Annotated in this window: 24 protein-coding genes; 15 read left to right on the top strand and 9 right to left on the bottom strand. The window is 65.0% G+C overall.

What is annotated here, in order from left to right; translation table 11 throughout:
- Positions 1–90: 90 nt before the first annotated feature.
- Positions 91–1,011, top strand: coding sequence for a DMT family transporter (locus tag CXR43_RS13330; RefSeq protein ID WP_103334543.1), 921 nt, complete (start codon positions 91–93; stop codon positions 1,009–1,011).
- A gap of 48 nt (positions 1,012–1,059) precedes the next feature.
- Here CXR43_RS13330 and CXR43_RS13325 read toward each other — a convergent pair whose 3' ends face one another.
- The 4 genes from CXR43_RS13325 to CXR43_RS13310 form a co-directional block, all read right to left on the bottom strand.
- Positions 1,060–1,668 (bottom strand): nucleoside/nucleotide kinase family protein, encoded by a 609-nt coding sequence (locus CXR43_RS13325; protein WP_103334542.1) that lies wholly within the window; start codon positions 1,666–1,668, stop codon positions 1,060–1,062.
- A complete protein-coding gene (locus tag CXR43_RS13320; protein ID WP_103334726.1) occupies positions 1,665–2,441 on the bottom strand; it encodes an ATP-binding cassette domain-containing protein in 777 nt (258 codons plus the stop codon). Before CXR43_RS13320 ends, CXR43_RS13325 begins: the two co-directional genes overlap by 4 nt.
- Complete coding sequence (locus tag CXR43_RS13315; RefSeq protein ID WP_103334541.1) at positions 2,441–3,514, bottom strand: ABC transporter permease; 1,074 nt, start codon at positions 3,512–3,514, stop codon at positions 2,441–2,443. The genes CXR43_RS13320 and CXR43_RS13315 overlap by 1 nt, the downstream gene beginning before the upstream one ends.
- Positions 3,515–3,648: 134 nt before the next feature.
- Positions 3,649–4,662 carry a sugar ABC transporter substrate-binding protein gene (locus tag CXR43_RS13310; protein ID WP_103334540.1) on the bottom strand — a complete coding sequence of 338 codons (1,014 nt, stop codon included), beginning with the start codon at positions 4,660–4,662 and terminating at the stop codon, positions 3,649–3,651.
- 215 nt (positions 4,663–4,877) lie between these two features.
- Here CXR43_RS13310 and CXR43_RS13305 point away from each other — a divergent pair, with 215 nt between their 5' ends.
- From CXR43_RS13305 to CXR43_RS13260, 10 genes are all read left to right on the top strand, one after another.
- The gene (locus tag CXR43_RS13305; RefSeq protein WP_103334539.1) at positions 4,878–5,312 is read left to right on the top strand and encodes an RbsD/FucU family protein; all 435 of its coding nucleotides are present in this window, start codon (positions 4,878–4,880) and stop codon (positions 5,310–5,312) included.
- Positions 5,309–6,541, top strand: a complete 1,233-nt coding sequence (locus CXR43_RS13300) for an ROK family transcriptional regulator (RefSeq protein ID WP_103334538.1) — start codon at positions 5,309–5,311, stop codon at positions 6,539–6,541. The genes CXR43_RS13305 and CXR43_RS13300 overlap by 4 nt, the downstream gene beginning before the upstream one ends.
- Positions 6,542–6,710: 169 nt before the next feature.
- Positions 6,711–9,575: a monovalent cation/H+ antiporter subunit A gene (locus CXR43_RS13295; protein WP_103334537.1), complete on the top strand. Its 2,865-nt coding sequence runs from the start codon at positions 6,711–6,713 to the stop codon at positions 9,573–9,575.
- Positions 9,575–9,928, top strand: a complete 354-nt coding sequence (locus tag CXR43_RS13290) for a Na+/H+ antiporter subunit C (protein WP_103334536.1) — start codon at positions 9,575–9,577, stop codon at positions 9,926–9,928. Before CXR43_RS13295 ends, CXR43_RS13290 begins: the two co-directional genes overlap by 1 nt.
- A complete protein-coding gene (locus CXR43_RS13285) occupies positions 9,928–11,439 on the top strand; it encodes a monovalent cation/H+ antiporter subunit D (protein ID WP_103334724.1) in 1,512 nt (503 codons plus the stop codon). Before CXR43_RS13290 ends, CXR43_RS13285 begins: the two co-directional genes overlap by 1 nt.
- Position 11,440: 1 nt before the next feature.
- The gene (locus CXR43_RS13280; protein WP_103334535.1) at positions 11,441–11,932 is read left to right on the top strand and encodes a Na+/H+ antiporter subunit E; all 492 of its coding nucleotides are present in this window, start codon (positions 11,441–11,443) and stop codon (positions 11,930–11,932) included.
- Complete coding sequence (locus CXR43_RS13275) at positions 11,932–12,201, top strand: K+/H+ antiporter subunit F (RefSeq protein WP_103334721.1); 270 nt, start codon at positions 11,932–11,934, stop codon at positions 12,199–12,201. Before CXR43_RS13280 ends, CXR43_RS13275 begins: the two co-directional genes overlap by 1 nt.
- A 5-nt stretch (positions 12,202–12,206) precedes the next feature.
- Positions 12,207–12,605 carry a Na+/H+ antiporter subunit G gene (locus tag CXR43_RS13270; RefSeq protein ID WP_103334534.1) on the top strand — a complete coding sequence of 133 codons (399 nt, stop codon included), beginning with the start codon at positions 12,207–12,209 and terminating at the stop codon, positions 12,603–12,605.
- A gap of 118 nt (positions 12,606–12,723) precedes the next feature.
- On the top strand, positions 12,724–13,716 hold the full coding sequence (gene deoC / locus CXR43_RS13265; RefSeq protein ID WP_168219838.1) for a deoxyribose-phosphate aldolase: 993 nt from the start codon (positions 12,724–12,726) through the stop codon (positions 13,714–13,716).
- Positions 13,717–13,720: 4 nt separating this feature from the next.
- Positions 13,721–16,060 (top strand): aldehyde dehydrogenase family protein, encoded by a 2,340-nt coding sequence (locus CXR43_RS13260; RefSeq protein WP_103334533.1) that lies wholly within the window; start codon positions 13,721–13,723, stop codon positions 16,058–16,060.
- 27 nt (positions 16,061–16,087) lie between these two features.
- On the opposite strand, the gene CXR43_RS13255 is transcribed toward CXR43_RS13260, so the two are convergent.
- Positions 16,088–16,642 carry a YqgE/AlgH family protein gene (locus tag CXR43_RS13255; protein WP_103334532.1) on the bottom strand — a complete coding sequence of 185 codons (555 nt, stop codon included), beginning with the start codon at positions 16,640–16,642 and terminating at the stop codon, positions 16,088–16,090.
- Between the two features lie 139 nt (positions 16,643–16,781).
- Here CXR43_RS13255 and CXR43_RS13250 point away from each other — a divergent pair, with 139 nt between their 5' ends.
- Positions 16,782–17,579 carry a protein-disulfide reductase DsbD domain-containing protein gene (locus tag CXR43_RS13250; RefSeq protein ID WP_103334531.1) on the top strand — a complete coding sequence of 266 codons (798 nt, stop codon included), beginning with the start codon at positions 16,782–16,784 and terminating at the stop codon, positions 17,577–17,579.
- Between the two features lie 11 nt (positions 17,580–17,590).
- On the opposite strand, the gene CXR43_RS13245 is transcribed toward CXR43_RS13250, so the two are convergent.
- From CXR43_RS13245 to CXR43_RS13230, 4 genes are all read right to left on the bottom strand, one after another.
- A complete protein-coding gene (locus tag CXR43_RS13245; protein WP_103334530.1) occupies positions 17,591–20,944 on the bottom strand; it encodes an efflux RND transporter permease subunit in 3,354 nt (1,117 codons plus the stop codon).
- A 3-nt stretch (positions 20,945–20,947) separates the two neighbouring features.
- A complete protein-coding gene (locus tag CXR43_RS13240) occupies positions 20,948–22,456 on the bottom strand; it encodes an efflux RND transporter periplasmic adaptor subunit (RefSeq protein ID WP_103334529.1) in 1,509 nt (502 codons plus the stop codon).
- Positions 22,457–22,560: 104 nt separating this feature from the next.
- On the bottom strand, positions 22,561–23,103 hold the full coding sequence (gene moaB, locus CXR43_RS13235; RefSeq protein ID WP_103334528.1) for a molybdenum cofactor biosynthesis protein B: 543 nt from the start codon (positions 23,101–23,103) through the stop codon (positions 22,561–22,563).
- On the bottom strand, positions 23,100–23,999 hold the full coding sequence (locus CXR43_RS13230; RefSeq protein WP_435530803.1) for a uracil-DNA glycosylase: 900 nt from the start codon (positions 23,997–23,999) through the stop codon (positions 23,100–23,102). The genes moaB and CXR43_RS13230 overlap by 4 nt, the downstream gene beginning before the upstream one ends.
- A 67-nt stretch (positions 24,000–24,066) precedes the next feature.
- Between CXR43_RS13230 and CXR43_RS13225 the strand changes: the two genes are divergently transcribed.
- The 3 genes from CXR43_RS13225 to CXR43_RS13215 are packed head-to-tail and all read left to right on the top strand — an operon-like array spanning position 24,067 to position 25,957.
- Positions 24,067–25,026, top strand: a complete 960-nt coding sequence (locus CXR43_RS13225; protein ID WP_103334526.1) for an aspartate carbamoyltransferase catalytic subunit — start codon at positions 24,067–24,069, stop codon at positions 25,024–25,026.
- Positions 25,023–25,547, top strand: a complete 525-nt coding sequence (locus tag CXR43_RS13220; protein WP_103334525.1) for a hypothetical protein — start codon at positions 25,023–25,025, stop codon at positions 25,545–25,547. Before CXR43_RS13225 ends, CXR43_RS13220 begins: the two co-directional genes overlap by 4 nt.
- A complete protein-coding gene (locus tag CXR43_RS13215) occupies positions 25,544–25,957 on the top strand; it encodes a hypothetical protein (RefSeq protein WP_103334524.1) in 414 nt (137 codons plus the stop codon). The genes CXR43_RS13220 and CXR43_RS13215 overlap by 4 nt, the downstream gene beginning before the upstream one ends.
- Positions 25,958–25,979 lie beyond the last annotated feature (22 nt).

The raw sequence follows: 25,979 nt of genomic DNA, 5'->3' as shown, positions 1-25,979 counted from the left end.
CAGGGAAGCCGCGATTGCACCCGGCGCGATTGTGCCGGGGACAATCCCGCCCCTTGCAGCCCCGGGCCATCCCCGCCACCATGCACCATCATGAACCCGTTGCGCGGCATTGCCCTCAAACTCATCTCGGTCCTGCTGTTCATCACGATGTCGGCGCTGATCAAGGCCACCGCCGACCATGTGCCGCCGGGCGAGGCGGTGTTCTTCCGGTCGTTCTTTGCCATTCCCGTTATCCTGATCTGGCTGATCTGGCGGCGTGAACTGTCAACCGGCCTGCGCACCAAAAACCCGTTCGGACATTTCTGGCGCGGATTGGTGGGCACCACCTCCATGTGTCTGGGCTTTGCCGCCCTTGGCTATCTGCCGCTGCCCGAGGTGACGGCCATCGGCTACACCGCCCCCTTGCTGACCGTCATCTTTGCCGCCATGTTTCTGGGCGAAGAGGTGCGTGCCTTCCGGATCAGCTGTGTCATCCTTGGCATGGTCGGTGTTCTGATCGTGGTTTCGCCCCGGCTCAGCGTGCTGAACGGCGGCGCCAATCCGGCCGAGGCGCTAGGGGCGATCATGGTGCTGAGCAGCGCGGTCTTTGCCGCATTGGCCCAGGTGTTCGTGCGCAAACTGGTGCAGACCGAACAGACCGCCACCATCGTGTTCTGGTTTTCGGCGACCGCCACGCTGCTGTCGCTTGTCACCCTGCCCTATGGCTGGGTGATCCCGACCCGGACCGAGGCCGCCCTGCTGGTCACCGCCGGATTGCTGGGCGGGCTGGGCCAGATTTTCCTGACCTCCTCCTATCGCAGCGCCGATGCATCGGTCATTGCGCCTTTTGATTACGCCTCGATGCTCTTTGCCCTGCTGTTTGGCTGGTTCTTCTTTGCCGAGGTGCCCACCGTCACCATGCTGGCCGGGGCAGCCCTGGTGATCAGCGCCGGCGTGCTGATCATCTGGCGCGAGCGTCGCCTGGGGCTCGAACGGGCCCGCCAGCGCAAGGCAATGCCACCCGGCTCATAAGCCAGCCGCATCTGGGCAGCGCGCATGGCACGCTCTGCGCCGCGCCGCCTAGGGCCAGCCGATCGACACATCCGCGGGGCGCGAGTGTGCAATGGTGCGGCGGATGTTGGGCATGTCATTGCCATCAATCCAGGCCCGCGCCGCTTCAGGCGTTTTGCCATGGTGCAGCCAACGCTGCATCAGGCGACGGTCCAATTCTGCCTCGGGCACGTCGATCCACACCGTCAAGTCAAAGGCCGGGGCCATGGCTGACCATGGCGCCTCGTTCAGCAGCAGATAATTACCCTCGATCACCAAAAAGCGGTCCTCGGCCAGCACCATATCTGCGGCAGCGCGTGACAGTTCCATGCTGCGGTCAAACACCGGGATCGCAACCTCTGCATCGTTGCGCAGACGGCGGATGAGATGGGCAAAGCCGAGCACGTCAAAGGTCTCGGGCGCGCCCTTGCGCGCGCGCAAGCCGCGCCTGTCCAGCACCGCATCATCCAGATGAAATCCATCCATCGGCACCACGCGCGCGCCTGCCCCAAGCGCCGCGACAACCGCTTCGGCAAGGGTGGATTTGCCCGCACCCGGGGGGCCGGCAAGGGCGGTCAGAAACCGCCCCTGCCCCTCAGCCCGCTGACGGATCAGATCGGCCAGCCCATCGGGTGTCATGCCGGTTCTGCCACGCCTTCGGGCAGCTTTGCCCCGGTCATATAGGCCACCGCATCCGACATCGAATGCTCGCCCGACTTGATCACGCACAACCGCTTGCCAAGGCGGTGAATGTGGATGCGGTCGGCCACTTCAAATACATGCGGCATGTTGTGGCTGATCAGGATGATCGGAATGCCCCGCCCGCGCACATCGCGGATCAGTTCCAGCACCCGGCGCGATTCCTTGACGCCCAGCGCCGCGGTGGGTTCGTCAAGAATCACCACCTTGGACCCGAATGCCGCCGCCCGCGCCACGGCAACCCCCTGGCGCTGGCCGCCCGACAGGGTTTCCACCGCCTGATTGATGTTCTGGATCGTCATCAGACCCAGTTCATTGAGCTTTTCACGGGCGAACTTTTCCATCCGGGGCCGGTCGAGCTTGCGAAACACCGATCCCATGATCCCTGGCGCGCGCAATTCGCGGCCCATGAACATGTTGTCGGCAATCGACAGGGCCGGAGACATCGCAAGGGTCTGATAGACGGTTTCAATCCCCGCAGCCCGCGCCTCGATCGGGGTAGAGAACCGCACCGGCTTCCCCTCCAGCGTGATCTCGCCCTCATCGGGAATGACCGCGCCGGAAATCGCCTTGATCAGCGTCGATTTGCCGGCACCGTTATCACCGATCACCGCCAGAATCTCGCCGGGGTACAGATCGAAGTCGCAATGGTCCAGCGCTGTCACCTTGCCATAACGCTTGACCAGATTTGTGCCTTTCAGAAGCGGTTCCATCAGCTTGCCACCTTTCTGATCCATTGGTCCACGGCGACTGCAAAGATGATCAGCACGCCGATCAGGAAGAACGTCCATTGCGGGTCGGTGCCCACCAGCCGAAGGCCCATTTCGAACACGCCCACGATCAGCGCGCCAAAGAACATACCCATGATGCTGCCCCGTCCGCCAAAGAGGGAAATGCCGCCGATCACCACAGCCGTGATCGACTGGATATTGCCCAACTGCCCGGTTGATGCGGTGGGGGACACCGACCCGAAACGCCCGATCATCACCCAGCCCGCGATGGCGCAGAAAAACCCGGCCAGCGCGTAGACCTGGATCAGCACACGTTTGGTCGGCACCCCCGCAAGTTCCGCCGCCTGCGGATCATCACCCGTGGCATAGACATGGCGGCCCCAGGCGGTGTTGCGCAAAATCCAGGCCATGATGGCGACCAGCGCGATCATCAGAAACACCGCGTACAGGATCTTGACCCCACCCGGCTCGATCGATCCGCCCCACAGCTGCAAGGCCGGGGCGTTTGCGGCAATGTCGGAAGATCGTATCGTCTCGTTCGCGGAAAAGATGAAATTCGATGCCAGCAGAACCTGCCAGGTGCCCAGCGTGACGATGAAGGGCGGCAGCTTCATCTTGGCGATCAGAAAGCCGTTCATCGCCCCCATGCCGGTGCCAAGAACCAGACCGATCAGAATCGCCAGCTCTGCCGGAAGACCGAAGCGGAAAGTGATCTGTCCCATCAGCACGGATGAAAACACTGCAATGGCCCCTACCGACAGATCGATGCCGGCGGTCAGGATCACGATGGTCTGCGCACAGCCCAGAATGCCGACGATGGCAATCTGCTGCAAGATCACCGACAGGGTGCCGGCCCTGAAGAAATTCTCCGACAGAAACCCGAACACGATCAGCGCGGCCACCAGCACGATCAGCGGCACCGCCGAAGGTGTCTGATGCAGCCAGTGCTGCAGCTTTTTCAGCAGGCTCTGCTCTTCATGAAACTCGGCCACTTTCTCGGAGGCGCCTTTCAGCCCCTCTTCGAAACTGGTCGCGGTCTTTGCATCTGATGCCATGTCGTTCCCCTCCCCGGCGCAGCCGCTCGGCTGTGCGTTGGCTGTGACAAGGGCGGCGCGATGGCCGCCCTTGACCGTAAGACTGAGGTCAGGCAACGCCGCAAATCAACTGCGCTGTTGCCAGGGTGCCAGGATCAGCCCCAGCACAGCTCCATGCCTTTGGTGGTATCGAGCGACTCGACGCCATCAACCGGCTTGTCGGTGATCAGCGCCACGCCCGTGTCAAAGAAGGCCTTGCCTTCGGTCGGGGCCGGTTTCGTGCCATCTGCGGCGAATTTCGCAATGGCTTCGACACCCAGAGCCGCCATCTGCAGCGGGTATTGCTGGCTGGTCGCACCGATCACGCCGTCCTTGACATCCTGCACGCCCGGGCAGCCGCCATCGACAGAGACGATCAGCACGTTTTCCTTGCCTGCCGCTTTCAGCGCCTCGAACGCGCCGGCGGCTGAAGGTTCGTTGATGGTATAGACCACATTGATGTCGGGGTCTTTGGCCAGCAGCGATTCCATCGCCTTCAGGCCGCCTTCTTCGTTGCCCGAGGTGACTTCATTGCCCACGATGCGCGGATCGGTTTCATCGCCCCATTTGTTCGGGTCCACCAGATCAATGCCCATGCCCTGCAAGAAGCCCTGGTCGCGCAGGACATCGACTGATGGCTGGGCGATGGACAGATCCAGGAGCGCGATCTTGGCATTGGCGGCCTCAGCCCCCAGCGTTGCATTGGCCCACTGACCAATCAGCAGACCGGCCTGAAAGTTGTCGGTGGCAAAGGTTGCATCCGCGGCATCAATCGGGTCCAGCGGGGTGTCGAGTGCGATCACCAGCACGCCTGCCGCACGGGCAGCGGCAACTGAATCGACGATTGCCTTGGTGTCCGACGCCGCAATCAGAATGCCCTTGGCCCCATCGGCCACGCAGGCCTCGACCGCAGCGACCTGGCTTTCATGGTCGCCGTCAATCCGGCCGGCATAGGATTTCAGCGTCACACCCAGTTCGGCTGCCTTGGCTTCGGCCCCTTCCTTCATCTTCACGAAGAACGGATTGGTATCGGTTTTCGTGATCAGGCAGGCGCTGGTCTGCGCGGCGGCTGCGGTTGCCATCAGCGCAAGCGCGGCCGAGCCCATAAGGACTGTCAGTGACTTTTTCATGCGGTTCCTCCCAAGGATGACAGGGGATTTACCCCTGCTGCAATCATGTTGCGCAGCCGTTCCTCCTGCTGCGGTGGGCATACAAAACCTGATTCGCGTCTTTGCGTCAACATAAATAAATAAGAGTGATTTAATATTGACAGAATGCCGCAATCGCCTGCACCTTTGGTCAGGGAGGAAGCGCTCTGGCCCGGTGCCGGGGGGCGACATACGACATGCTGATTGGTATTCCGTCCATTCTGGGGCCAGAGCTTCTGGCCGCCTTGCGCGCCATGGGACATGGCGACGAAATCGCGATCGTTGATGGCAATTATCCGGCACAAGACCATGCGCGCCGCCTGGTGCGGGCCGATGGCCACGGGCTTTTGCCACTGTTGCAGGCAATTCTGACCGTGCTACCGCTGGATACGGATGTGCCCTTCGCGCTGTTCCGTGCCAGCCTGAACAACGATCCTGCGCAAACCGGCGCGATCCATCATCAGATAGAGGCCCTGTGTGGCTGCATGAAGCCGGGTTTTGCCGTGCAGGCCTTGGCGGGCGATGATCTGTATCCGCGCATCCGCGCCGCCCACACAGTCATTGCCAGCAGTGAAACCGCGCTTTATGCCAATGTCATCCTGCGCAAGGGTGTGATCAGGGGCGACGGATGATACCATCGGGCGATATCGCAGCCATTGCCGACCGCCACGGCACCGATGACCCGGTTCTGCGCGGCACCAACCAATCCGGCATGCGTGCCCAGAACGAACGGCTGGTGCTGACCCTGCTGCGCCAGCACGGGGCGCTGGCAAAATCCGATATTGCCCGCATCACCGGCCTGTCGGCCCAGACGGTTTCGGTCATCATGCGCGCGCTGGAACAGGACGGCTTGCTGGCACGCGGCACGCCGCAGCGTGGCCGCATCGGTCAACCGTCGATCCCGATGTCTCTGGCCCCCGAAGGCGCGTATTTCTTCGGGCTCAAGATCGGGCGGCGCTCGGCTGATCTGACGCTGGTCAATTTTCTGGGCCAGGTGCTGCGGCTTGAGCGCCAGGTCTATCGCTATCCGACCCCCGGGGCCGTTGTGGATTTTGTCCGCGCCACCCTGCCCGGCCTGATCGCAGATCTGCCCGCCACGTCGCGCGGGCGCATCGGCGGACTTGGCGTGGCAATGCCCTTCCAACTGTGGAACTGGGTCACAGCCCTGGGCGCGCCGCAATCCGAGATGGATGCCTGGCGCCACCGCGACATTCAGGCCGAACTGGCCGCGCTCTCCGGATTGCCGGTCTTTGTGCAGAATGATGCCACTGCCGCCTGTGGGGCCGAGCTGGTCTTCGGCACTGGCGAACGGCCCAAGGATTTCCTGTATTTCTACTTCGGCACCTTCATCGGCGGCGGTCTGGTGCTGAACGGCCAGCTGTTCACCGGGCGCAGCGGCAATGCCGCCGGCGTCGGGCCGATCCCGGTTCCCGGCCCCGATGGCCAGACCCGACGGCTGCTGGACGTGGCCTCGATGTCGGTGCTGGCCGATGCGATGGAGGCAGCAGGCGAATCGTCCGACCATCTGTGGGCCCAGCATCTGGACTGGCAGGTCAGCCCTGCCGTTTTGGAAGCCTGGATCGACGGGGCCGCCCGCGGTCTGGCACATGCCATCCTGTCCGCCGCCGCCCTGATCGAGTTGGAGGCGGTGCTGATCGACGGCTGGATGCCCGCCAGCATCCGGGCCGCGCTGACCGCGCGCACCCATGCCGCACTGCACGCGCTGGATCTGGCCGGGATCGACCCGCCCGCGATCCGTCAGGGCACGGTGGGGGCCAATGCGCGCGTGCTGGGGGCAGCGGCCATTCCGCTGTCGCATCGGTATCTCATCGATCAGAACGCAGCGGGCCGCGACACCTAGCCGCAATTTTGGGGCTTGCGCGCGATTCGCGTGCCGAAAATGCTTTCCGTCACCGGTTATGGGCCCTAAAGGTCTTGAAAACGGTGCCGCCAAGTCTTTGATCGGCAAAAACCCGCCGCGACGCCAAAGACGCAAAAACGCCACGCCACGACGAGGGAACGTCCGCTCTATGTCACTCGCCCTGATTGCTGCGCTGCCTTTTCTGGGTGCGCTTCTCCCCGGCCTGATGATCCGCGCAGGCAAGAATGCCTGTGCCTTGGTCACAGGGTCAGTGACCGCCCTTGCCCTGCTGATGCTGGGCCTGAACGCCCCCGCCGTCCTGCGCGGCGAGGTGGTGCAGACCCGCATCGAATGGATCCCGTCGCTGGGCCTGAACGCCAATTTCTTTCTCGATGGTCTGGGGCTGCTTTTCGCGGGGCTGATCCTCGGCATTGGCCTGCTGATCATCCTCTACGCCCGCTTCTATCTCGCGAAATCCGATCCGATGGGGCAGTTCTACACCTACCTCATGCTGTTCCAGGGCGCGATGGTGGGCATCGTCCTGTCCGACAACATCCTGCTTTTGCTGGTGTTCTGGGAACTGACCTCGCTGTCGTCCTTTCTGCTCATCGGCTATTGGAAACACCTGCCCGAAGGCCGGCAAGGCGCGCGGATGGCGCTGACCGTCACCGGCGGCGGCGGGCTTGCGATGATCGCGGGCATGCTCATTCTGGGCAATATTGCGGGCAGCTATGATCTGTCGGTCATTTTGCAGAACAAAGAGGCGATTCAGGCCTCGGACTGGTATCTGCCGGCGCTGATCCTGATCCTGCTGGGCTGCTTTACCAAATCGGCCCAGTTCCCGTTCCATTTCTGGCTGCCGCATGCGATGGCCGCGCCCACGCCCGTTTCGGCCTATCTGCATTCGGCAACCATGGTCAAAGCCGGGCTGTTCCTGATGGCGCGCATGTGGCCGGTGCTGTCGGGCACGCCGGAATGGTTCTACATCGTGGCAACCACCGGGCTGATCACCATGGTCATGGCGGCCAAGATCGCGCTGTTCAAGGATGATCTCAAGGCGTTGCTGGCGTTTTCCACCGTGTCGCATCTGGGCCTGATCACCATGCTGCTGGGGTTCGGCACGGCCGAGGCGGCCACGGTGGCCGTGTTCCACATCATCAACCACGCCACCTTCAAGGCTGCGCTCTTCATGTCGGCGGGCATTGTCGACCATGAGGCGCATACCCGGGATCTCAAACGTCTTGGCGGCCTGCGCACCCTGATGCCGATCACCTTCACCATCGTGACCATCGCGTCGCTGTCGATGGCGGGCATTCCGCCGCTGAACGGCTTCTTGTCCAAGGAACTGATGCTGGAAGAAGCCGCTCATACGGCATGGATGGCAAATCCCTGGCTGATCGGGGTGCTCGCCACCATCGGCGCGCTGTTTTCGGTGGCCTATAGCTTTCGCTTCATCGCCCATGCCTTCCTTGGCCCGGTGCGCAGCGATTACCCCGCAAAACCGCATGATCCGGGCTTTGGCCTCTGGGCGGCCCCAGCCCTCTTGGCCTGCCTTGTCATCCTGATCGGCCTGTTCCCGATGCTCACCGCTGCCTGGCTGGTGAACGCGGCGGCAAGTGCCGTGACCGGCGCGCCGGTTGCGGTCAAGATCACCCATTGGCACGGGCTTTATGCCCCCGCCCTCTGGATGTCTCTGGCCGCGATCGGCGGCGGTCTGATGGCACTGGGCCTGCACCCGCGCCTGATGGCGCTGTGGACCGCCACGCCGCGGCCCGAGGCCAAGCGGATCTTTGACGGGTTGATGGAACCCTTTGCCACGCTGGCGGGCCGCATCGCCAATGGCCTGCATGACGGCGCGCTGACCCGCTATATTGCCATCGGCACGCTGGCGATTGCGGCGGTCTGTTATTACGCCTTCGACACTGGCACCCATGCCATCGGCACCCGCGATCTGATGCCTGTTCCCCCGGTTCCGGCGTTGGGCTGGCTGTCGCTGGTGCTGGCAACCCTGGCCATCGTGATCTTCCACCGCAACCGGCTGCTGACGCTGGTTCTGGTGGGGATCGTCGGTCTGATGGTTTCGGTCGGCTTCGCCTATTTCTCGGCCCCTGACCTGGCGCTGACCCAGATCTCGGTCGAAGTTGCGACCATCATCCTGATGCTTCTGGCCCTGAACTTCCTGCCCAAGGCGACCCCGGTCGAAAGCGCCCCGCTGCGCCGGACATGGGATGGTGCCATCGCGGTGATCGCCGGTGTCGGCATCGCGGCACTGGCCTATGCGTTGATGACGCGTGACCCGGCCTTCCAGGCCATTTCCGACTTCCACATCACCAATTCAAAGCCCGGTGGCGGCGGCACCAATATCGTCAATGTCATTCTGGTCGATTTCCGGGGCTATGACACGTTCGGTGAAATCATCGTTCTGGGAATCGCGGCGCTGGTGATCTTTGCCCTGACCGAGGCGCTGTTGCGTGCGGGGCCGGCCAATGACCGCCTGCTGGCCTGGAAACCCGACCAGCGGCGCGCCGGCGACCGGCATCCGATGATGCTGGTGGTGGCGACCCGGGTGATCCTGCCCATTGCGCTGATGGTCGGTTTCTTCATCTTCCTGCGCGGGCATAACGAACCGGGCGGCGGCTTCATCGCCGGTCTGATCGTCGCCATCGCGCTGGTCATGCAATACATGGCGTCGGGCTTTGCCTGGACGGCGGCGCGGCAAAAGGTGGATTACCATGCGCTGATCGCCTGCGGCGTGCTGATCGCGGCCGCCACCGGCATCGGGGCCTGGTTCAATGGACTGCCCTTCCTCACCTCGGCCTTCGGCTATTTCACCATCTGGCCGCTTGAGGAATTCGAACTGGCCACGGCGTTGTTGTTCGACATCGGGGTGTTCCTCACGGTTCTGGGCGCGGTGATGCTGGCGCTGGCTTCGCTGTCGCGGATCGGACTGCGCGCCGGAGAAACCGTGAACACGCAGCCGTTTGATATCGACCCGTCCGAAGGCCGGACCCTGAATTCCGAGGAGGCCCGCTGATGGAGGCTCTTGTCGCATCCGCAATCGGCATGATGACCGCCGCCGGCGTCTATCTGATGCTGCGCCAGCGCACGTTTCCGGTGATTGTCGGTTTGACGTTGCTGACCTATGCGGTCAACGTCTTCCTGTTCACCTCTGGCCGTCTGGCCACCAACGTGCCCGCGATCTATGGCGAAGGCGCGCCGGGCTATGCCGATCCGCTGCCGCAGGCGCTGGTGCTGACTGCCATCGTGATTTCCTTCGGCATGACGGCCGTCATCGTGATGATGGCACTGGGCGCATTTCTGGAAGCTGGCCATGACAAGGTGGATATGAACGACGACGACACCCCGGCCAATGGGGGCCAGAAATGATGTCTCACTGGATCGCAGCGCCGGTTTTGCTGCCGGCCATCATGGGTGCGCTGATCGTCCTGCTGATGCGCAACGACCTGCTGCTGCAGCGCGTGTTCTCGCTGGTGGCCAGCTTTGCCCTGCTTGCTGTCAGCCTTGCCCTACTGATCGCCGCCAGCACGGAAGCCCCCGAGGTTTACCGCCTTGGCGACTGGCCCGCCCCCTTTGGCATCGTGCTGGTGCTGGACCGCCTGTCGGCGATGATGGTCCTGCTGACGGCGGTGCTGGCCGTCTGTGTGCTGCTCTACACCATCGGCACCAATTGGGATGCGCGCGGGCGCCACTTCCACGCCCTGTTCCAGTTTCAACTGATGGGCATCTGCGGCGCCTTCCTGACAGGCGATGCCTTCAACCTGTTCGTGTTCTTCGAGGTGTTGCTCATCGCCTCCTACGGTCTGATGATCCACGCGGGCGGCAAGGACCGGCTGCGCGCAGGCGTCCAATACGTGGCCTTCAACCTTGTCGGCTCATCCCTGTTCCTGTTTGCGCTGGCGGCGATCTATTCGATCACCGGCACGCTGAACATAGCCGATCTGGCGGTCAAGGCAGCGGCCTTGTCCGAAGGGGACGCCGCCCTGTTCCGCGTGGCGGCCGTGATGCTGATGATGGTCTTCGCCATCAAGGGCGCGCTGGTGCCGCTGCAGTTCTGGCTGCCCGGCACCTATTCCAATGCCCCCGGCCCGGTGGCGGCGCTGTTCGCGGTGATGACCAAGATCGGGGCCTATTCGGTGATCCGCTTCGGGGTGCTGGTGCTGCCGCCGTCCCATCCGATCACCGGCACGCTGATCGCCGATCTGATGCTGCCCGCAGCATTGCTGACCCTGATCATCGGCGCACTTGGCATCCTTGGGGCGACCACCCTGTCGCGGCTGGCTGCCTTTGCCGCCGTGGCCTCGATGGGTACCGCCTTCATCGCCATCTCGGCCTTTACCCCGGCCTCCATTTCGGCCGCGCTCTACTACATCGTGCACTCCACCCTTGCCGGGGCCGCCCTGTTCCTGATCGTCGATCTGGTGGTGGACCGTCGCGCGCATGACTCCTTGCGCGACGCCCTGCCCCCGATTGCGCAGGCCGGGCTGATTTCGGCGCTGTTCATGGTCTCGGCCATCGCCACCGCAGGCATGCCGCCGCTGTCGGGCTTTATCGGCAAACTTCTGGTGCTTGATGCGCTGCGCGACTCTGCGGCCCTGATCTGGTCGGTCATTCTGGTGACCTCGCTGATCATGATCGTAGGCTTTGCCCGTGCCGGGTCGACCCTGTTCTGGAAGGCCCACGCCTCTGCCCCCGAAGGCGATGCGCCCCACCATCCGGCGCAGGCGCTGGCCTTTGTCGCCGTCGGTCTGCTGCTCGCCGGTCTGGTCGGGCTGACGGTGCTGGCTGGCCCCGTCATCGACTGGATCGAAGGAACCTCCGCAGGCCTGTTTGACACCAGCGCCTATATCAACGCCAATCAACTGCCCGAGGTGAAGTAAGATGCTGCGCCGCCTCTTTCCCCACCCGCTGCTGTCGATCCTGTTGTTTGCAACCTGGATGCTGCTGGTCAACGGCTTCAAGATCGGCAGTCTGGTGATGGCGCTTATCCTGGCCATCGTCATCCCCAAGCTGACCGCGCCCTATTGGCCGAACCGCCCGCCGCTCCGCAACATCCCGGCCTTTGCCGGCTATGTCCTGCTGGTGATGTGGGACATCGTCAAAGCCAATATCGAGGTTGCCCGGATCGTGCTGTTCATGCGCAATGAAAACATCCGCTCCGGCTGGGTCGCCGTGCCGATTGACCTGAAAACCCCCGAGGCGATCACCATTCTGGCTGGCACCATCACCATGACACCGGGCACCGTCACCTCTGACATGTCATCCTGTGGCCGGGTGCTGCTGATCCACGCCCTGCATGCGCCGGACCCTGACAGCATCGTCCACGACATCAAGACCCGCTACGAGGCCCGCCTGAAAAGGATATTCGAATGATCCTGAATTACGCCCTTGATTTTGCCTTCCTCTGCTTTGGCCTTGGTCTGGCGATGAACCTGTACCGCGTGTTCCGGGCCCCCGGCGTGCCCGACCGCATTCTGGCGCTTGATACGATGGTCATCAATGTGCTGGCCCTGATCGTGCTTTACGGGGTGCGCACCGGATCGGGCGTGAACTTCGAAGCGGCCTTGCTGTTTGCCATGACCGGCTTCGTCTCCACCGTGGCCTATTGCAAATTCGTCCTGCGCGGCGACATCATCGAGTGAGTGGTATGGACCAGATTGTCGAATACTTCCTTGCAGCCCTGCTGGTGATCGGCGGTGTTTTTGCCATCGTCGGCAGTTTTGGCCTGCTGAAACTGCCCACCACGATGCAGCGCCTGCACGCCCCCACCAAGGCAACCACCATCGGCGTCGGATCGGCGCTGATCTCGTCGATGCTGTATTTCTGGTTCTTTGAAGGCACGCTCAGCTGGCATGAGCTGATGATCACGCTGTTCCTGTTCCTGACCGCGCCGATCACGGCCAATTTCATCGCAAAGGCGCAGCTGCATCTTGCCGTCAAGCCGGAAGACCTGCCGCCCAGCGGCGTCGGCACCGCTTGGGCCACCTTCGACCCCGAGGTGGAATCGGTCAGTCCAACCCTGATCCGCGACCGCGCGCCTGACTGATTTCTGACCAACGGGTCAAATACGCGCAGCGTCAGGCTTGTCCGGTGGCAGCGCCCATGCCACATTACGCGAAATTTTTCGCAGCAAAGGGCCTGCCGTGACCGCGCCTTCCTCTGACATGCCCCTCTCTGCCACGCAGCTCGTGCATCTGGCCCCCGATCATCCGCCCCATGACCGCAACCCCGGCATGGCGCTGGATCTGGATTGGGTGGCCGGCGTGCAGGCCAATACCTCGGCCATCGAACGGCGCGCGGCCAGCCTGGGCGGCCGGCGATCGGTCAAGAAAGACCATCAGGCCGCCTGGCTGCTCAAGGCCATCAGCCTGATCGACCTCACCACCCTGTCGGGCGACGATACCCCGGGCCGCGTGCAACGGCTCTGCGCCAAGGCGCGAGCCCCGGTGCGCGCCGAAACCCTGCACGCCCTGGGGATGGAAGGGCTGACCGTCGGCGCAGTCTGCGTCTATCACGACATGGTGGAAACGGCAGTGCGCGCGCTGGAAGGCACCGCCATCCCCGTCGCCGCCGTTTCCACCGGCTTTCCGGCGGGCCTGTCGCCCTGGCATCTGCGCGTGCAGGAGATCCGCGAAAGCGTCGCCGCCGGGGCGCGTGAAATCGACATCGTCATCTCGCGCCGCCATGTGCTGACCGGCAACTGGCAGGCGCTGTATGATGAAATGGCAGAGATGCGCGCCGCCTGCGGCGATGCCCATGTGAAGGCCATCCTTGCGACGGGCGAGCTTGGCACCCTGCGCAACGTGGCACGCGCCTCGCTGATCTGCATGATGGCGGGCGCCGATTTCATCAAGACCTCGACCGGCAAGGAAGGCGTGAACGCCACCCTGCCGGTCAGCCTGACGATGATCCGCGCCATCCGCGACTATCAGGACCGCACCGGCATCAAGGTCGGCTACAAACCGGCGGGCGGCATCTCCAAGGCCAAGGATGCGCTTCTGTATCTGGCACTGATGAAGGACGAGCTCGGCCACCCCTGGCTGCAACCCGACCTGTTCCGTTTCGGGGCCTCCAGCCTGCTGGGCGATATCGAACGCCAGCTCGACCACCACCTGACCGGCCACTACTCCGCCGCCAACCGCCACGCGATGGGATAAGGCCATGACAATCAAAGAAATCTTCGACACCATGTCCTATGGCCCTGCCCCCGAATCCAATGCCGAAGCGCTGGACTGGCTGGCGCGGCACGATCACCGCTTTGGCCATTTCATCAACGGCAGCTTCACAGCCCCCCAAGCGCTGTTTGACAGCACCAATCCCGCCACCGGCAAGGTGCTGGCGCAGGTCAGCCAGGGGTCTGAGACCTCGGTGGATGCCGCCGTCGCCGCAGCCCGCCGGGCGCAGCCCAAATGGGCGCGGCTTCCGGCGCATAAACGCGCGCAATACCTTTATGCGCTGGCCCGTCTGGTACAGAAACACGCCCGCCTGCTGGCGGTGCTGGAAACCATGGACAATGGCAAGCCGATCCGCGAATCCCGCGATATCGACCTGCCCTTGGTGGCGCGGCACTTCTATTACCACGCAGGCCTGGCACAACTCGCCCCGACCGAGCTGCCGGGGATGGAGCCTTTGGGCGTTTGCGGCGCGGTGATCCCGTGGAACTTCCCGCTGCTGATGCTGGCGTGGAAAGTGGCCCCTGCGCTTGCAGCGGGCAATACCGTGGTTCTGAAACCCGCCGAGTACACCCCGCTGACCGCGCTGCTGTTCGCCGACATCAGCCGCGAGGCGGGCCTGCCCCCCGGCGTGCTCAACATCGTCACCGGCGACGGCGACACCGGAGCGGCGCTGGTGGCCCATCCGGGCGTCGACAAGATTGCCTTCACCGGATCGACCGCCGTGGGCAAGGGCATCCGCCGCGCCACGGCCGGAACCGGCAAGGCCCTGACCCTGGAGCTTGGCGGCAAATCCCCCTACATCGTCTTCGATGATGCCGACATCGACTCGGCCATCGAAGGGCTGGTCGATGCGATCTGGTTCAACGGCGGGCAGGTCTGCTGCGCGGGCAGCCGTCTGCTGGTTCACGAAGGCGTCGCCGACCACTTCCATGCAAAATTGAAACGCCGGATGGACGGGCTGCGCATCGGCGACCCGCTGGACAAATGCATTGACGTGGGTGCCGTGGTCGATCCGGTGCAACTGGCCAGCATCACCCGCATGGTCGATGCGTCGGATGGCGACAAATACACCGCCGACACCCCCCTGCCCTCGGGCTGCTTCTACCCGCCAACGCTGATCACCGGCCTTTCTGCCGCATCGCCCCTGATGCAAGAGGAAATCTTCGGCCCGGTTCTGGTCAGCATGACCTTCCGCACCCCCGCCGAAGCGGTGGAGCTTGCCAACAACACCCGCTACGGCCTGGCCGCCACCGTCTGGACCGAGAATGTGAACCTTGCGCTGGACATCGCCCCCAAGCTGCGCGCCGGGGTGGTCTGGGTCAACGGCACCAACATGTTCGACGCCGCCGCCGGGTTTGGCGGCGTGCGCGAAAGCGGCTTCGGGCGCGAAGGCGGCTGGGAAGGCCTGCTCGCCTACCTGCGGCCAAGCGGCAAGGCGGCGGCGCTCAAACCCGTCGCCCCGCTGCCCGCTCCGAAATCGGCCACGGTCGATACCCTCGACCGCACCGCAAAGCTGTTTATCGGCGGCAAACAGGCCCGGCCCGACGGCGGTTATTCGCAGCCGGTCTATGGCCCGAAAGGGGCGCTGCTGGGCCATGTCGGCATCGGCAACCGCAAGGATATCCGCAATGCGGTAGAGGCGGCGCAGGCCGCCAAAGGCTGGGGCCGCGCCACCGCCCATAGCCGCGCGCAGATCCTGTTCTACATCGCCGAAAACCTGTCGGCCCGTGCCGAAGAATTTGCCGCCCGCCTCAAGGCCCAAACCGGCAGTTCCGGCACGGCAGAGGTCGAGGCCGCCATTGCCCGCCTGTTCAGCTATGCCGCCTGGGCCGACAAGTTCGATGGCGCGGTGAAATCCGTGCCGATCCGCGGTGTCGCTTTGGCGATGAACGAACCCTGCGGCGTGATCGGCGCGCTGTGCCCCGATGATGCCCCGCTTCTGGGGCTGATCTCGGTCATGGCCCCGGCGATTGCGATGGGCAACACCTGCGTCCTGGTGCCGTCCCAGCCCTTCCCGCTGTCGGCGACAGATCTCTATCAGGTGCTGGAAACCTCTGATCTGCCCGCAGGCGTGGTCAACATCGTCACCGGCCCGCATGCCGAACTGGCAAAGCCGCTGGCCGGTCACATGGATATCGACGCGGTCTGGAGCTTTTCCTCCACCGATGTCTCGCAGATCATCGAGGCGGACTCGGCAACCAATCTGAAACGCACCTGGGTCAATCATGCCCGCGCGCGCAACTGGTTTGCGCCCGACGCCGAAGGCCGCGCCTTCCTGCGCCACGCAACTGCGGTGAAAACCGTCTGGGTGCCTTACGGCGAATAGGCCGTGCAGCCCCTCTGGGGCCTGGGGTCAGGCACGGCCCGCTGTCGCCGACAGTGTCAGCGGGTCAATGCCGAGCGTTTTCAACGCTCTCACCCATTTCGCGCTGTCATCTGCGGCAAAGATCAGATCGGCGGGCGCATCGGCCAAAAGCCAGTCATTGCGCGAGATCTCGGCCTCAAGCTGCCCCGGCCCCCAGCCGGAATAGCCCAGCGCAAGCAGCGCCGCATCCGGACCCTCGCCGCGGGCCAGCGATTCCAGAATGTCCAGCGTGGCCGTCATCAACAGCCCACCCGGAACCGCCATGGTTGCAGGCCCGCGCGCATAATCGGGCGAATGCAGCACAAAGCCGCGCCCGCGCTCCACCGGGCCGCCGAAATGCACGCGGATGTCACGTCCTTCCGGCGCGCGCGAAATGTCCAGATGATCCAGCAACCCGGCAAAGCTCAGATCCGGGGTCGGCTTGTTGACGATCAGCCCCATGGCCCCGTCTTCGGAATGGGCGCAAATCAGGATGACACTGCGGTCAAACCGCGCGTCCCCCATACCGGGCATCGCAATCAACAGTTTGCCGCCAAGATCCATTCTTGCCACTCCTGCCTGAGATTTTTCTAACATGGTCCTGATGCAACGCTGCCTCAAGGGGCTTGTTCCCTCCGCGTGCTACAATGGCTTCCCGTCTTTGTGACTTTCCATTCCGGGGCCAGTGCTTATCTTCCCCACCATGATCCGCGTCCTTGCCCTCTGCCTCGCCCTTGCCCCCGCCGCCGGTTTTGCGCAGGCACAGCCTGATGTGGTGCGCGGTGAATTCCGCTCGGGCTGGCAAACATCATCCGGAACCCATATGGCCGCGCTGCATCTGCGCCTGGCACCCGATTGGAAAACCTATTGGCGCGCGCCGGGCGATGCGGGCATTCCGCCACAGTTTGACTGGGCCGGATCGGAAAACCTTGGCTCGGTCCGTTTCCATTGGCCCGCGCCCGATGTGTTCCACACCAATGGCATGCAGACCGTCGGCTATCATGACGAACTGGTTCTGCCGATCGAGATCACGCCGAAAGACCCGCGCAAGCCAGTGCGGCTACAGGCGTCGATTGATCTGGGCGTGTGCAAGGACATCTGCATTCCGACCACGCTGCTGCTGGGCGGCGCGCTCACCACGCCCGGGCAGTCTGACGGCACCATCAACGCCGCCCTGCGCGCCCGCCCCGCCACCGCGTCCGAGGCCGGGCTGACCCGTATCGCCTGCCGGATCGAACCGATCCGCGATGGGCTGCGCGTCACCGCCCGGATGGACCTTCCGCTGCAAGGACACCAGGAGGCTGTGGTGTTCGAACCGGGCATCGCCAATGTCTGGGTGTCGGAATCACAGGTCAGCCGCGACGGGCGCAGCCTGACCGCGGTGGCCGAAATGGTGCCGCCCTCGGGCCAGCCCTTCGCCCTGAACCGCTCTGCCATGGTGGTCACCGTGATCGGCGGTCAGGGCCGCGCGGTGGAAATCCTCGGCTGCCCCGCCGGTTGACGCCATGCCCGTCAGCGCCTTGCCGGCCGCAAGCGCACCATCCAGAACGCCGCAAGGCTCACCCCCCCCGCGCCCAGGGCAAACACGCCAAAGGCCATGCCCAATGGCAGGGCTGGCACCGCACCGCCCAGCCAACCGTCCAGCACCGCCGGTGCCAGGGTTACGGCAAACAGCACCGCCAGCACCGCGCCCGTGCCCAGCAGAACCCCGCGCGAGCGCCCCGCGCGCAGCCCCCGTGACAGCGCCCGGAACATCTGGCCGATATCGGCCTGCACCGCCATCAACGCCGGCACCATGATCAGCACCAAAAGCATGCCAAACGCCAGACCGTAAACCAGCGTGATCACCGTAGGCTTGAGGAATTCGGCCTGCGAACTGCCCTCGAACAACAGCGGCGACAGACCGATGACGGTGGTCAAGGTGGTCAGCAGCACCGCGCGGAACCGGTCGGCCACCCCATCGACAATCGCGGGAAACAGCCCACGCTTATGCGCATAGTCGTCAATCGTCGAGACCAGCACGATGGAATCGTTGATGATGATGCCTGACATCCCGATCAGCCCCACAACCGAGAACAGCGACAGCGGCACCCCCCAGTGGAAATGCCCCCACATCGCCCCGATCAGCCCAAAGGGAATCACCGACATCACCACCAAAGGCCGGGTCCAGCTGGCAAAAATCCAGGCAAGGCACAGGTAAATCCCCATCAGGCACAGGATCACAGCGGTACCGGCATCACTGAGGAATTCGGCCTGCTGTTGCACCAACCCGCCTTGGCGGACCTCGACGCCGAAATCCTGCGCGATCCCGGGCAGAATCGTTTCGCGGATGGTGGCCTGAATCTCTGCCGCCCGCGCCGGATCATCCTCGGCCAGATCGCCTGACACCGAGACAATCCGCAACCCATTCTCGCGCCGGATGGTGGAAAACCCGGCCACCTGCTCGACCGTCACGATATCGGCCAGCGGCACATAGCTGCCGGCAGCCGTGCGCAACAACGTGGCATCCAGAAAATCTGCCGTCAGCTCATCGCGCGGCAGCTCCAGCCGGATCGCCACGGATCGTGGCCCGTCCGGATAGGTGGCCGCCTCGATCCCGTTCAGCCGGTCGCGCAGGCTGCGCCCAAGCTCGTCAATCACAAATCCCAAAGACTGCCCCAGCGGGGTCAGGTTCAGGATCAGCTCTTCCTTGTCATAGGCCAGAGAATCCTCCAGCGCCGACACTTCCGGATAAACCGCCAGCCGGGTCTTCAGCGCCTCGGCGGCGGCCTTCAGCCCGGCAGCCTCGGCCCCGAACAGATCAATCGCCAGCGCATCGCCGCCGGGGCCAAAGCGCCCGCCCCGGAACGACAGCTCTTCCATCAAAGGATGGCCGCGCACCTCTTCCTGCAGGGCCTGCACAAAGACATTGCTGGAATAGGGCCGCGAATCCGGGTCGATCAGCTCGATCGAGATGCTGCCCAACTGGTCGGCATCCTTGCCCTCGGCACTGGCCAGCCCGCGCCCACCCGATCCGCCGATTTCGGCCATGGCAAAGGTGATCGGGTTCCTGCCATGTTCGGCCTCGAACCGCGCGCCCACCGCCTCCGCCGCGCGCTGCACCTCGCGCATCATCTCCAGCGTGTCTGCCCGCTCTGCCCCCGGCAGCATCGAGAAATTGCCGGTGACCGATGCCTGTTCCGGCGCGTTGAAAAACCGAAACGGCAGATCGCCCCGGATGAACAGCGCCGCCGATGCCGCCAGCAGGCAGACCGCCCCCGCCAGCACCGGATACCGCGCCAGAAGGACCAGACGCATCAGGGGCTTGATCACATGCGCGCCCAGCCAGACCATGCCCCGGTTCACCTGCCGCGACGGCCAGTCATACCATTTTTCCACCCGCGCCGCAGCGATGGCATGGGCCATGTGATTGGGCAGTATGAGAAAACATTCCACCAGCGAGGCAATCAGAACCGCAATCACCGTGAACGGAATATCGCTGATCAGGTCGCCAAAGCGCCCGCCGATGGCGACAAGGCCAAAAAAGGCGATCACCGTGGTCAGGCTTGACGCCACCACCGGCTGTGCCATCCGCAGCGCCCCCCGCTCCGCCGCAACCACCGGGTCTTCCCCCAGGGTGCGCCCGCGAAAATCGGCGTGCTCGCCCACCACGATCGCATCGTCCACCACGATGCCCAGCATGATGATCAGCGCAAACAGCGACATCATGTTCAGCGTCAGCCCGGCCGCATACATCACCGCCACCGCCGCCAGCATCGCCACCGGAATGCCGGCGGCCACCCACAGCGCCGTGCGGGCGTTCAGAAACAGGAACAACAGCACCACCACCAGCGCCAGCCCGCTCAGCGCGTTGTCGAGCAGCAGATACAGCCGGTCGGTAATCTCTTCCGCCCGCGCGCGCACCAGATCGATCGTCACCCCCGGTGGCAACGAGAGCTGCATCGCATCGGCCACATCCTGAACACTGGCCTGCATGCGGATGGCATCGCCTTCGGCATTGCGGTCCACCCGCACGGTCATCGCCGGATTCGCGCCGACAAAGCTCGCCCGCCCAGCATCGGCCCCAATGGCGGTCACAGTCGCAATATCGCCGACCGTCAGCTTGGTGCCATCCGGCAGGCTGCGCAGCACCACCCCGCCGATTTCCGCCGCCGTCCGCCGTTCCGATCCGGTCCGCACCCGCGCCGATCCATCGCCGACATTGCCCGCCGGGTTGGTCTGCACCGCAGCGCCAATCGCCGTGGCAATCTCGCGCAGGGTGATGTCATGGCGGATCAACGCCACCGAGGGCACTTCGACCACCGTTTCCGGGTCCGCCATGCCGCGGATCGTCGTGCGGGTGACGCCCACCTGAAACAGCCGCGCCACGAATTCATCGGCAAAGCGGCCCAGCTGATCCACGCCCACCGGCCCGGTGATCACCACATCCGTCACCTGATCCCGCCATTGGTTGCGGCGGATCACCGGCTCTTCGGCCTCATCGGGCAGGTTTGTCACCGAATTGACCGCGGTCTGCACATCCTCGACCGCCTGTGCCAGATCCAGCCCCGGTTCAAACTCCAGCGAAATCCGGGCCGAGCCCTCATTCGCGCGGGAGGAGATATCGGCCACGCCATCCACCGTCAGCAACGCGGGTTCCAGCACCTGCACAATGGCGCGGTCCACATCTTCGGCTCCGGCCCCGCTCCAGGCCACCGACACGTCGATCTGGCTGATGATCACATCGGGAAAATACTGCGCTCTGATGCGCGAGGCCGAGACCAGCCCGGCCACGATCATCAGGACCAACAGCAGATTGGCCAATGTCCGGTGCCGGGTGAAATAGGAAATCAGACCGCTGCCGCGCGCCGGGGTAAGCCTTGCCATGCCTCAGCCCCCCATCCGGTCTTCAAGCCGTGTCACCATCTGGGCAGGCACCTGATCCTGCGCCAGCTGTTCCAGCAACCGCGCCTTGGCCTCCTCTGGCATCCGGGCATTGCCCTCGACATAGGCGATCAACCCGGCCCGGCGTTCGGGGCTAAGCTGGATGGTGTCGGTCACCGCTCCAGACTGGGCGCCCGGCTGCGCTGCGGGCTGCACCTGCGCCCCCGCATCCGGTGACGCGTCAGCGCCGGGCCGGATCGGGTTGATCCTGATCCCCGCGCCCAACAGGGGCGAGCGCTCCACCACCACCTCACGCCCGGCAATGCCGCGCACATCCACAATCACGTCATCCCCCTGCCGCCGCAGGACCGGCACCTGCTGCACCTCCAGCCGGTCTTCGGCCCCGACCACCAGAACCCCGCCTGTGCTGTCCACCGCCGTCGCCGGCAACAGCGCCACGCCGTCAACCTCCGGCTCGGCGATTGCCACGGTGACAAAATCTCCGGGACGGAACCCCCGCGCCCCGTCCAGCGCGGCATAGATCAGCCGCCCCGTCGCCCCTTCACCCACTGCGGCGCCCACGCGCTCCACCCGGCCCAGGGCGGCAATCTCGGCCCCCAGCACATCCAGCGACACCACCACCGGCGCGGCGGTCAGGCTGCCGCGCTCATCCAGCAGCCGCGTAAACTGCGCCGTCGACAGGCGGAACGACACTTCCAGCCGATCCGGGTCAATCAGCTCCGCCAACCGCTCATTGGCCCCGACCAACCCGCCGGCCACCACCGTGACCCCGTTCAGCCGGCCCGTAAAACTGGCGCGGATCACGGTATCGGCCAGCGCACGGTCAGCCTCGGCCAGCGCAATGCGCGCCCGTGCCAGACCCGATGCCGCCTGATCCACCCGCGCCTCGGCCTGCGCCAGCGCCGACCGGCGCGACAAGACCGCCTGCTCGGCGGATGACAGGGCCAAAGCCGCCGTTTCCACCGCCGCCGCCGATCCGACACCCCGGGCCAGCAAATCCTCTTGCCGGGTCAACGCCTGACGCCGCAATTCGGCCTGCGCGCCCGCCGCTGCCAGATCATCGCGCGCCAGCAGCAGGCCCCGGTCGCCATCGCGCACCTCGGCCTCGGCCTCGCTCAGACCCGCCTGGGCCAGATCGCGCGCCGATGTGGCATCGGCCGGGTCCAGCCGCACCAGCACCTGGCCCTCGGTCACCGTCGCCCCATCCTCGACCCCCGCCGCAATCTCCAGCACGCGCCCGCCACTGGGCGCGCGCAGCTCCAGCGTGCGGCGCGACCGGATCTCACCAAAGGCCACCGTCTGCGGGATCAGCACGCCCGGCGTCACTTTCTGCACATTGGCAGAAAACACCCGCTCCCGCGCGGGCTGGGCGGGCCGTTCGGTCGACAGCCGGTCACTCAGCGCCCCGGCAATCAGGCTGGCCCCAAGCGCCAGCAGCCCCAAGGTCAGGGCGGCCAGAAACAGGCCGGTCAGGGAACGCGCCAGAAATCGCATGAAAGCTCCGGGTCAAAGGACAACAAGACAGTAACGCGGACCGGGGTCGCGTCCAGCCACAAGCCTGTTACGCGCGGGCGGCCGCTTTCCGTCGCGGGCCTGTCCTATTTCCGGCGCAGATGTTCGTCCAGCCGCGGCATGATCTCGACAAAGTTGCAGGGCCGGTGCCTGATATCCAGCTGCCAGCGCAAAATCTCGTCCCAGGCATCGCGGCAGGCCCCGGGGCTGCCCGGCAGCGCAAACAGATACGTCCCACCCGCCACGCCCCCGCAGGCGCGGCTTTGCACGGCAGAGGTGCCGATCTTCTGCATCGACACGATGGTGAACACTGTCCCAAACGCCTCGATCTCTTTTTCATAAACATCGCGATGCGCCTCAACCGTCACATCGCGCCCGGTCAACCCGGTGCCCCCCGTGGTCAGGATCACATCAACCGCCGCATCGGCGATCCACTCCCGCAACTGCGCCGCAATCAGCGCCCGGTCATCGGCCACAATCCCCCGCGCCGCCAGCACATGGCCCGCGCCCGCAATCCGCTCCACCAGCGTGTCACCTGACCGGTCATCGGCCGCCGTGCGGGTGTCGCTGACCGTCAGCACCGCGATCCGCACCGGCACAAATGCCATCGTTTCGTCAATCCGGCTCATCGCTGCCCCCCGGCCAACCGCGCCTCCAATGCCAACAGATCATCCCAGGCTTCGCGTTTGGCGATGGGCAGGCGCAACAGCGTGTCCGGATGGATCATCGGCAGAACCGCACGCCCTGCGAACGCCTGCCACTGCCCCCGCAGCCGTGCGATGCCCTGCAGGCCCGTCAGCGCCGACAAGGGCGTATTGCCCATCACCACAATCACCTCGGGGGCCACCAGCTCGATATGGCGCTCCAGAAACGGCCGCATCATGGCCACGTCCTCTGCCATCGGCGCGCCATTGCCCAGACAGCGCCAGGGCAAAACATGGGCCAGATAAAGCCCTGCCCGCGCCGCCTCGGCCCGGCGCGACAGGCCGATCGCCTCGAACATGTCATCCAGCAAGGCCCCGGCCCGGCCCACGAAAGGCCGGCCCTCGCGGTCTTCCTCGGGCCCCGGCGCCTCACCCAGCACCATCACGCGCGCGCCGGGCACACCATCGCCAAACACCATGTTGCGCGCGCCCCGCCGCAGCTCGCACGGCTCAAATCCGGCCATCGCCGCGCGCAACGCGTCCAGCGTTGTGGCGCGCGCGGCCATCACCTTTGCTTCGGCCACCGCATCCACCTTCACGGCCTCGGGCAGCACCGCAGGGGCCGTCGCCCGCCGCCCCGACGCAGCCTCCCGCGCCGCTGGCGCAGACAGACTGTCCGGTGCCAGCATCGGCGCAGGTTTCACCGCCTCGGGCAGATCATAGCGGTTCAGCGGATCGTCCAGCAGCCAGTCGTCGATGCCCAGATCCACCTGCCACAGCAGCGCCGCCTGCGAGGCATGCCAGTCCGCCAGAATGTCTTGCCCGATTCCCATGCCGCAAAGGGTAGGCTGGCCGCCCCGCCCCCGCAAGGCACCGATCACCGTTGCCCATTGCCCGCCCCTTTGGCATAAGCACCCCAAACCCGCAGCCAGTCGTAAGGAGACACCCATGTTCCGCGCACGCCATCTGCTGGGAATAGAACACCTGTCGCCGCAGGAAATCCTCGCCATCCTCGATCTGGCGGATCGCTACGTCGATCTGAACCGCCGCACGGTCAAACAATCCGATGCGCTGGCGGGCATGACCCAGATCAACATGTTCTTCGAGAATTCCACCCGCACGCAAGCCAGTTTCGAACTGGCGGGCAAGCGGCTGGGGGCCGATGTGATGAACATGTCGGTCGCGCAAAGCAGCGTGAAAAAGGGCGAAACCCTGATCGACACCGCCATGACGCTGAACGCCATGCACCCCGATCTGCTCGTGGTGCGGCACGGATCCTCCGGCGCGGTCAACCTGCTGGCGTCAAAGGTGAATTGCGCGGTGCTGAACGCGGGCGACGGGCGGCACGAACATCCCACCCAAGCCCTGCTCGATGCCCTGACCATCCGCCGCGCCAAGGGCCGCATCCAGCGCCTGACCGTGGCGATCTGCGGCGACATCGCGCACAGCCGCGTGGCGCGCAGCAATCTGATCCTGCTGGGCAAGATGGAAAACCGCATCCGCCTGATCGCCCCGCCCACCCTGATGCCCGCCGGTGTGGGCGATTTTGGGTGTGAGCTGTTTGACGACATGCGCAAGGGGCTGGAAGGCACCGATGTGGTGATGATGCTGCGCCTGCAACGCGAACGCATGGATGGCGGCTTCATCCCGTCTGAACGCGAATATTACCACCGCTACGGGCTGGATGCCGAAAAGCTGAGCGCCGCCAAACCCGATGCCATCGTCATGCACCCCGGCCCGATGAACCGCGGCGTCGAGATTGACGGCGAATTGGCCGATGACATCAACCGCTCGGTCATTCAGGAACAGGTCGAAATGGGCGTCGCGGTGCGCATGGCCTGCATGGACCTTCTGGCCCGCAACCTGCGCGCCGACCGGGGTGCCAAAGCGGCAGAGGTCATGGCATGACCGCCCCGCTCGCCATCCCCCCCGGCCCCGAACGCTGTGTCTGGGTCTTTGTGATCGACCTGCCAGACCGCGAGGCCGAGGCCTTCGCGCGCGGGCCGCTGGCCGATGCCCTGGGCGTTGCGGCGGTGGACGCCACCCATACAGAACTGGTCGATGCCGACACCTTCACCGAATACGGCCTCTCGCGCTATCTGGCCGAAGGTCAGGGCATTGCCGAAGACAGCCTGGCCCCCGACAGGGCCACCCTTGACGCCCTGCGCGGCCCGCTTCTGCTGGTGTTCCGCGCCGCCCTTGGTCAGGGCAGCCTGTCACCGCGCGCCCCCCTGCACCTGATCGGGCGCTATGACGAGGTGCCCGCCCCGGCCCGCATTGGCCTGGCCCCCTATGACCCCGAAGCCGACCTTGCTCCGATGCAGCCCCGCAAAGGCCCCTCCGACGCCGCCATGTCGGGCCGGGTGGCCACGGTGGTGCTGATCCTGCTGGCGATCTTTGTCGCCCTGTTCGTCTGGGGGGCCGGATGACCGCGCCTGTTCTTGCCGAGGGGGAAACGCTGCGCGCCACCTTCACCCCCGACCGCCTGACCTATTGGCGCGCGCATCTGATCATGGCCGTCGTCCTTGGTGCGGTGGTCGGCCTGTGGCTCCTGTGGCAGGGCAACCCCTACCCGGTCATGGGGCCCATCGGCGCCGCTCTCGCCATTGCGGCCCGTGCCGCCTATGTCGCCTCCGAGGCGCTGACCGATCTGTGGTATCTGACCAGCCACCGCCTGATCGGCCCGCGCGGCCTGACCGTGCCGCGTGCACAGATCAAGGCCGCGCGCCCCTTCCTCGGGTCGGTGCAGGTCACCACCATCACGGGGGACCGGCACCTGATCAAATACCTCGCAGCCCCCGCCGCCGACGCGGCCCGCCTGACGCAAGCCCTGCGATGACCCCAATCTGCACAAAGGCCCG

The organism is Pseudotabrizicola formosa (assembly GCF_002900965.1).
GTDB classification, from domain to species: Bacteria; Pseudomonadota; Alphaproteobacteria; order Rhodobacterales; family Rhodobacteraceae; genus Pseudotabrizicola; species Pseudotabrizicola formosa.
This window is presented reverse-complemented; position numbering and strand designations above follow the sequence as displayed.

What these genes read in the sequence shown, in the direction of transcription:
- CXR43_RS13270 (WP_103334534.1), top strand. Translation starts at nt 12,207, where the DNA reads ATGGACCAGATTGTCGAATACTTCCTTGCAGCCCTGCTGGTGATCGGC.
- CXR43_RS13285 (WP_103334724.1), top strand. Translation starts at nt 9,928, where the DNA reads ATGTCTCACTGGATCGCAGCGCCGGTTTTGCTGCCGGCCATCATGGGT.
- CXR43_RS13310 (WP_103334540.1), bottom strand. Translation starts at nt 4,662, where the DNA reads ATGAAAAAGTCACTGACAGTCCTTATGGGCTCGGCCGCGCTTGCGCTG.
- CXR43_RS13325 (WP_103334542.1), bottom strand. Translation starts at nt 1,668, where the DNA reads ATGACACCCGATGGGCTGGCCGATCTGATCCGTCAGCGGGCTGAGGGG.
- CXR43_RS13215 (WP_103334524.1), top strand. Translation starts at nt 25,544, where the DNA reads ATGACCGCGCCTGTTCTTGCCGAGGGGGAAACGCTGCGCGCCACCTTC.
- CXR43_RS13220 (WP_103334525.1), top strand. Translation starts at nt 25,023, where the DNA reads ATGACCGCCCCGCTCGCCATCCCCCCCGGCCCCGAACGCTGTGTCTGG.
- CXR43_RS13245 (WP_103334530.1), bottom strand. Translation starts at nt 20,944, where the DNA reads ATGGCAAGGCTTACCCCGGCGCGCGGCAGCGGTCTGATTTCCTATTTC.
- CXR43_RS13260 (WP_103334533.1), top strand. Translation starts at nt 13,721, where the DNA reads ATGACAATCAAAGAAATCTTCGACACCATGTCCTATGGCCCTGCCCCC.
- CXR43_RS13240 (WP_103334529.1), bottom strand. Translation starts at nt 22,456, where the DNA reads ATGCGATTTCTGGCGCGTTCCCTGACCGGCCTGTTTCTGGCCGCCCTG.
- CXR43_RS13255 (WP_103334532.1), bottom strand. Translation starts at nt 16,642, where the DNA reads ATGGATCTTGGCGGCAAACTGTTGATTGCGATGCCCGGTATGGGGGAC.
- CXR43_RS13295 (WP_103334537.1), top strand. Translation starts at nt 6,711, where the DNA reads ATGTCACTCGCCCTGATTGCTGCGCTGCCTTTTCTGGGTGCGCTTCTC.
- CXR43_RS13290 (WP_103334536.1), top strand. Translation starts at nt 9,575, where the DNA reads ATGGAGGCTCTTGTCGCATCCGCAATCGGCATGATGACCGCCGCCGGC.
- CXR43_RS13280 (WP_103334535.1), top strand. Translation starts at nt 11,441, where the DNA reads ATGCTGCGCCGCCTCTTTCCCCACCCGCTGCTGTCGATCCTGTTGTTT.
- moaB (WP_103334528.1), bottom strand. Translation starts at nt 23,103, where the DNA reads ATGAGCCGGATTGACGAAACGATGGCATTTGTGCCGGTGCGGATCGCG.
- CXR43_RS13320 (WP_103334726.1), bottom strand. Translation starts at nt 2,441, where the DNA reads ATGGAACCGCTTCTGAAAGGCACAAATCTGGTCAAGCGTTATGGCAAG.
- deoC (WP_168219838.1), top strand. Translation starts at nt 12,724, where the DNA reads ATGCCCCTCTCTGCCACGCAGCTCGTGCATCTGGCCCCCGATCATCCG.
- CXR43_RS13330 (WP_103334543.1), top strand. Translation starts at nt 91, where the DNA reads ATGAACCCGTTGCGCGGCATTGCCCTCAAACTCATCTCGGTCCTGCTG.
- CXR43_RS13225 (WP_103334526.1), top strand. Translation starts at nt 24,067, where the DNA reads ATGTTCCGCGCACGCCATCTGCTGGGAATAGAACACCTGTCGCCGCAG.
- CXR43_RS13305 (WP_103334539.1), top strand. Translation starts at nt 4,878, where the DNA reads ATGCTGATTGGTATTCCGTCCATTCTGGGGCCAGAGCTTCTGGCCGCC.
- CXR43_RS13250 (WP_103334531.1), top strand. Translation starts at nt 16,782, where the DNA reads ATGATCCGCGTCCTTGCCCTCTGCCTCGCCCTTGCCCCCGCCGCCGGT.
- CXR43_RS13315 (WP_103334541.1), bottom strand. Translation starts at nt 3,514, where the DNA reads ATGGCATCAGATGCAAAGACCGCGACCAGTTTCGAAGAGGGGCTGAAA.
- CXR43_RS13300 (WP_103334538.1), top strand. Translation starts at nt 5,309, where the DNA reads ATGATACCATCGGGCGATATCGCAGCCATTGCCGACCGCCACGGCACC.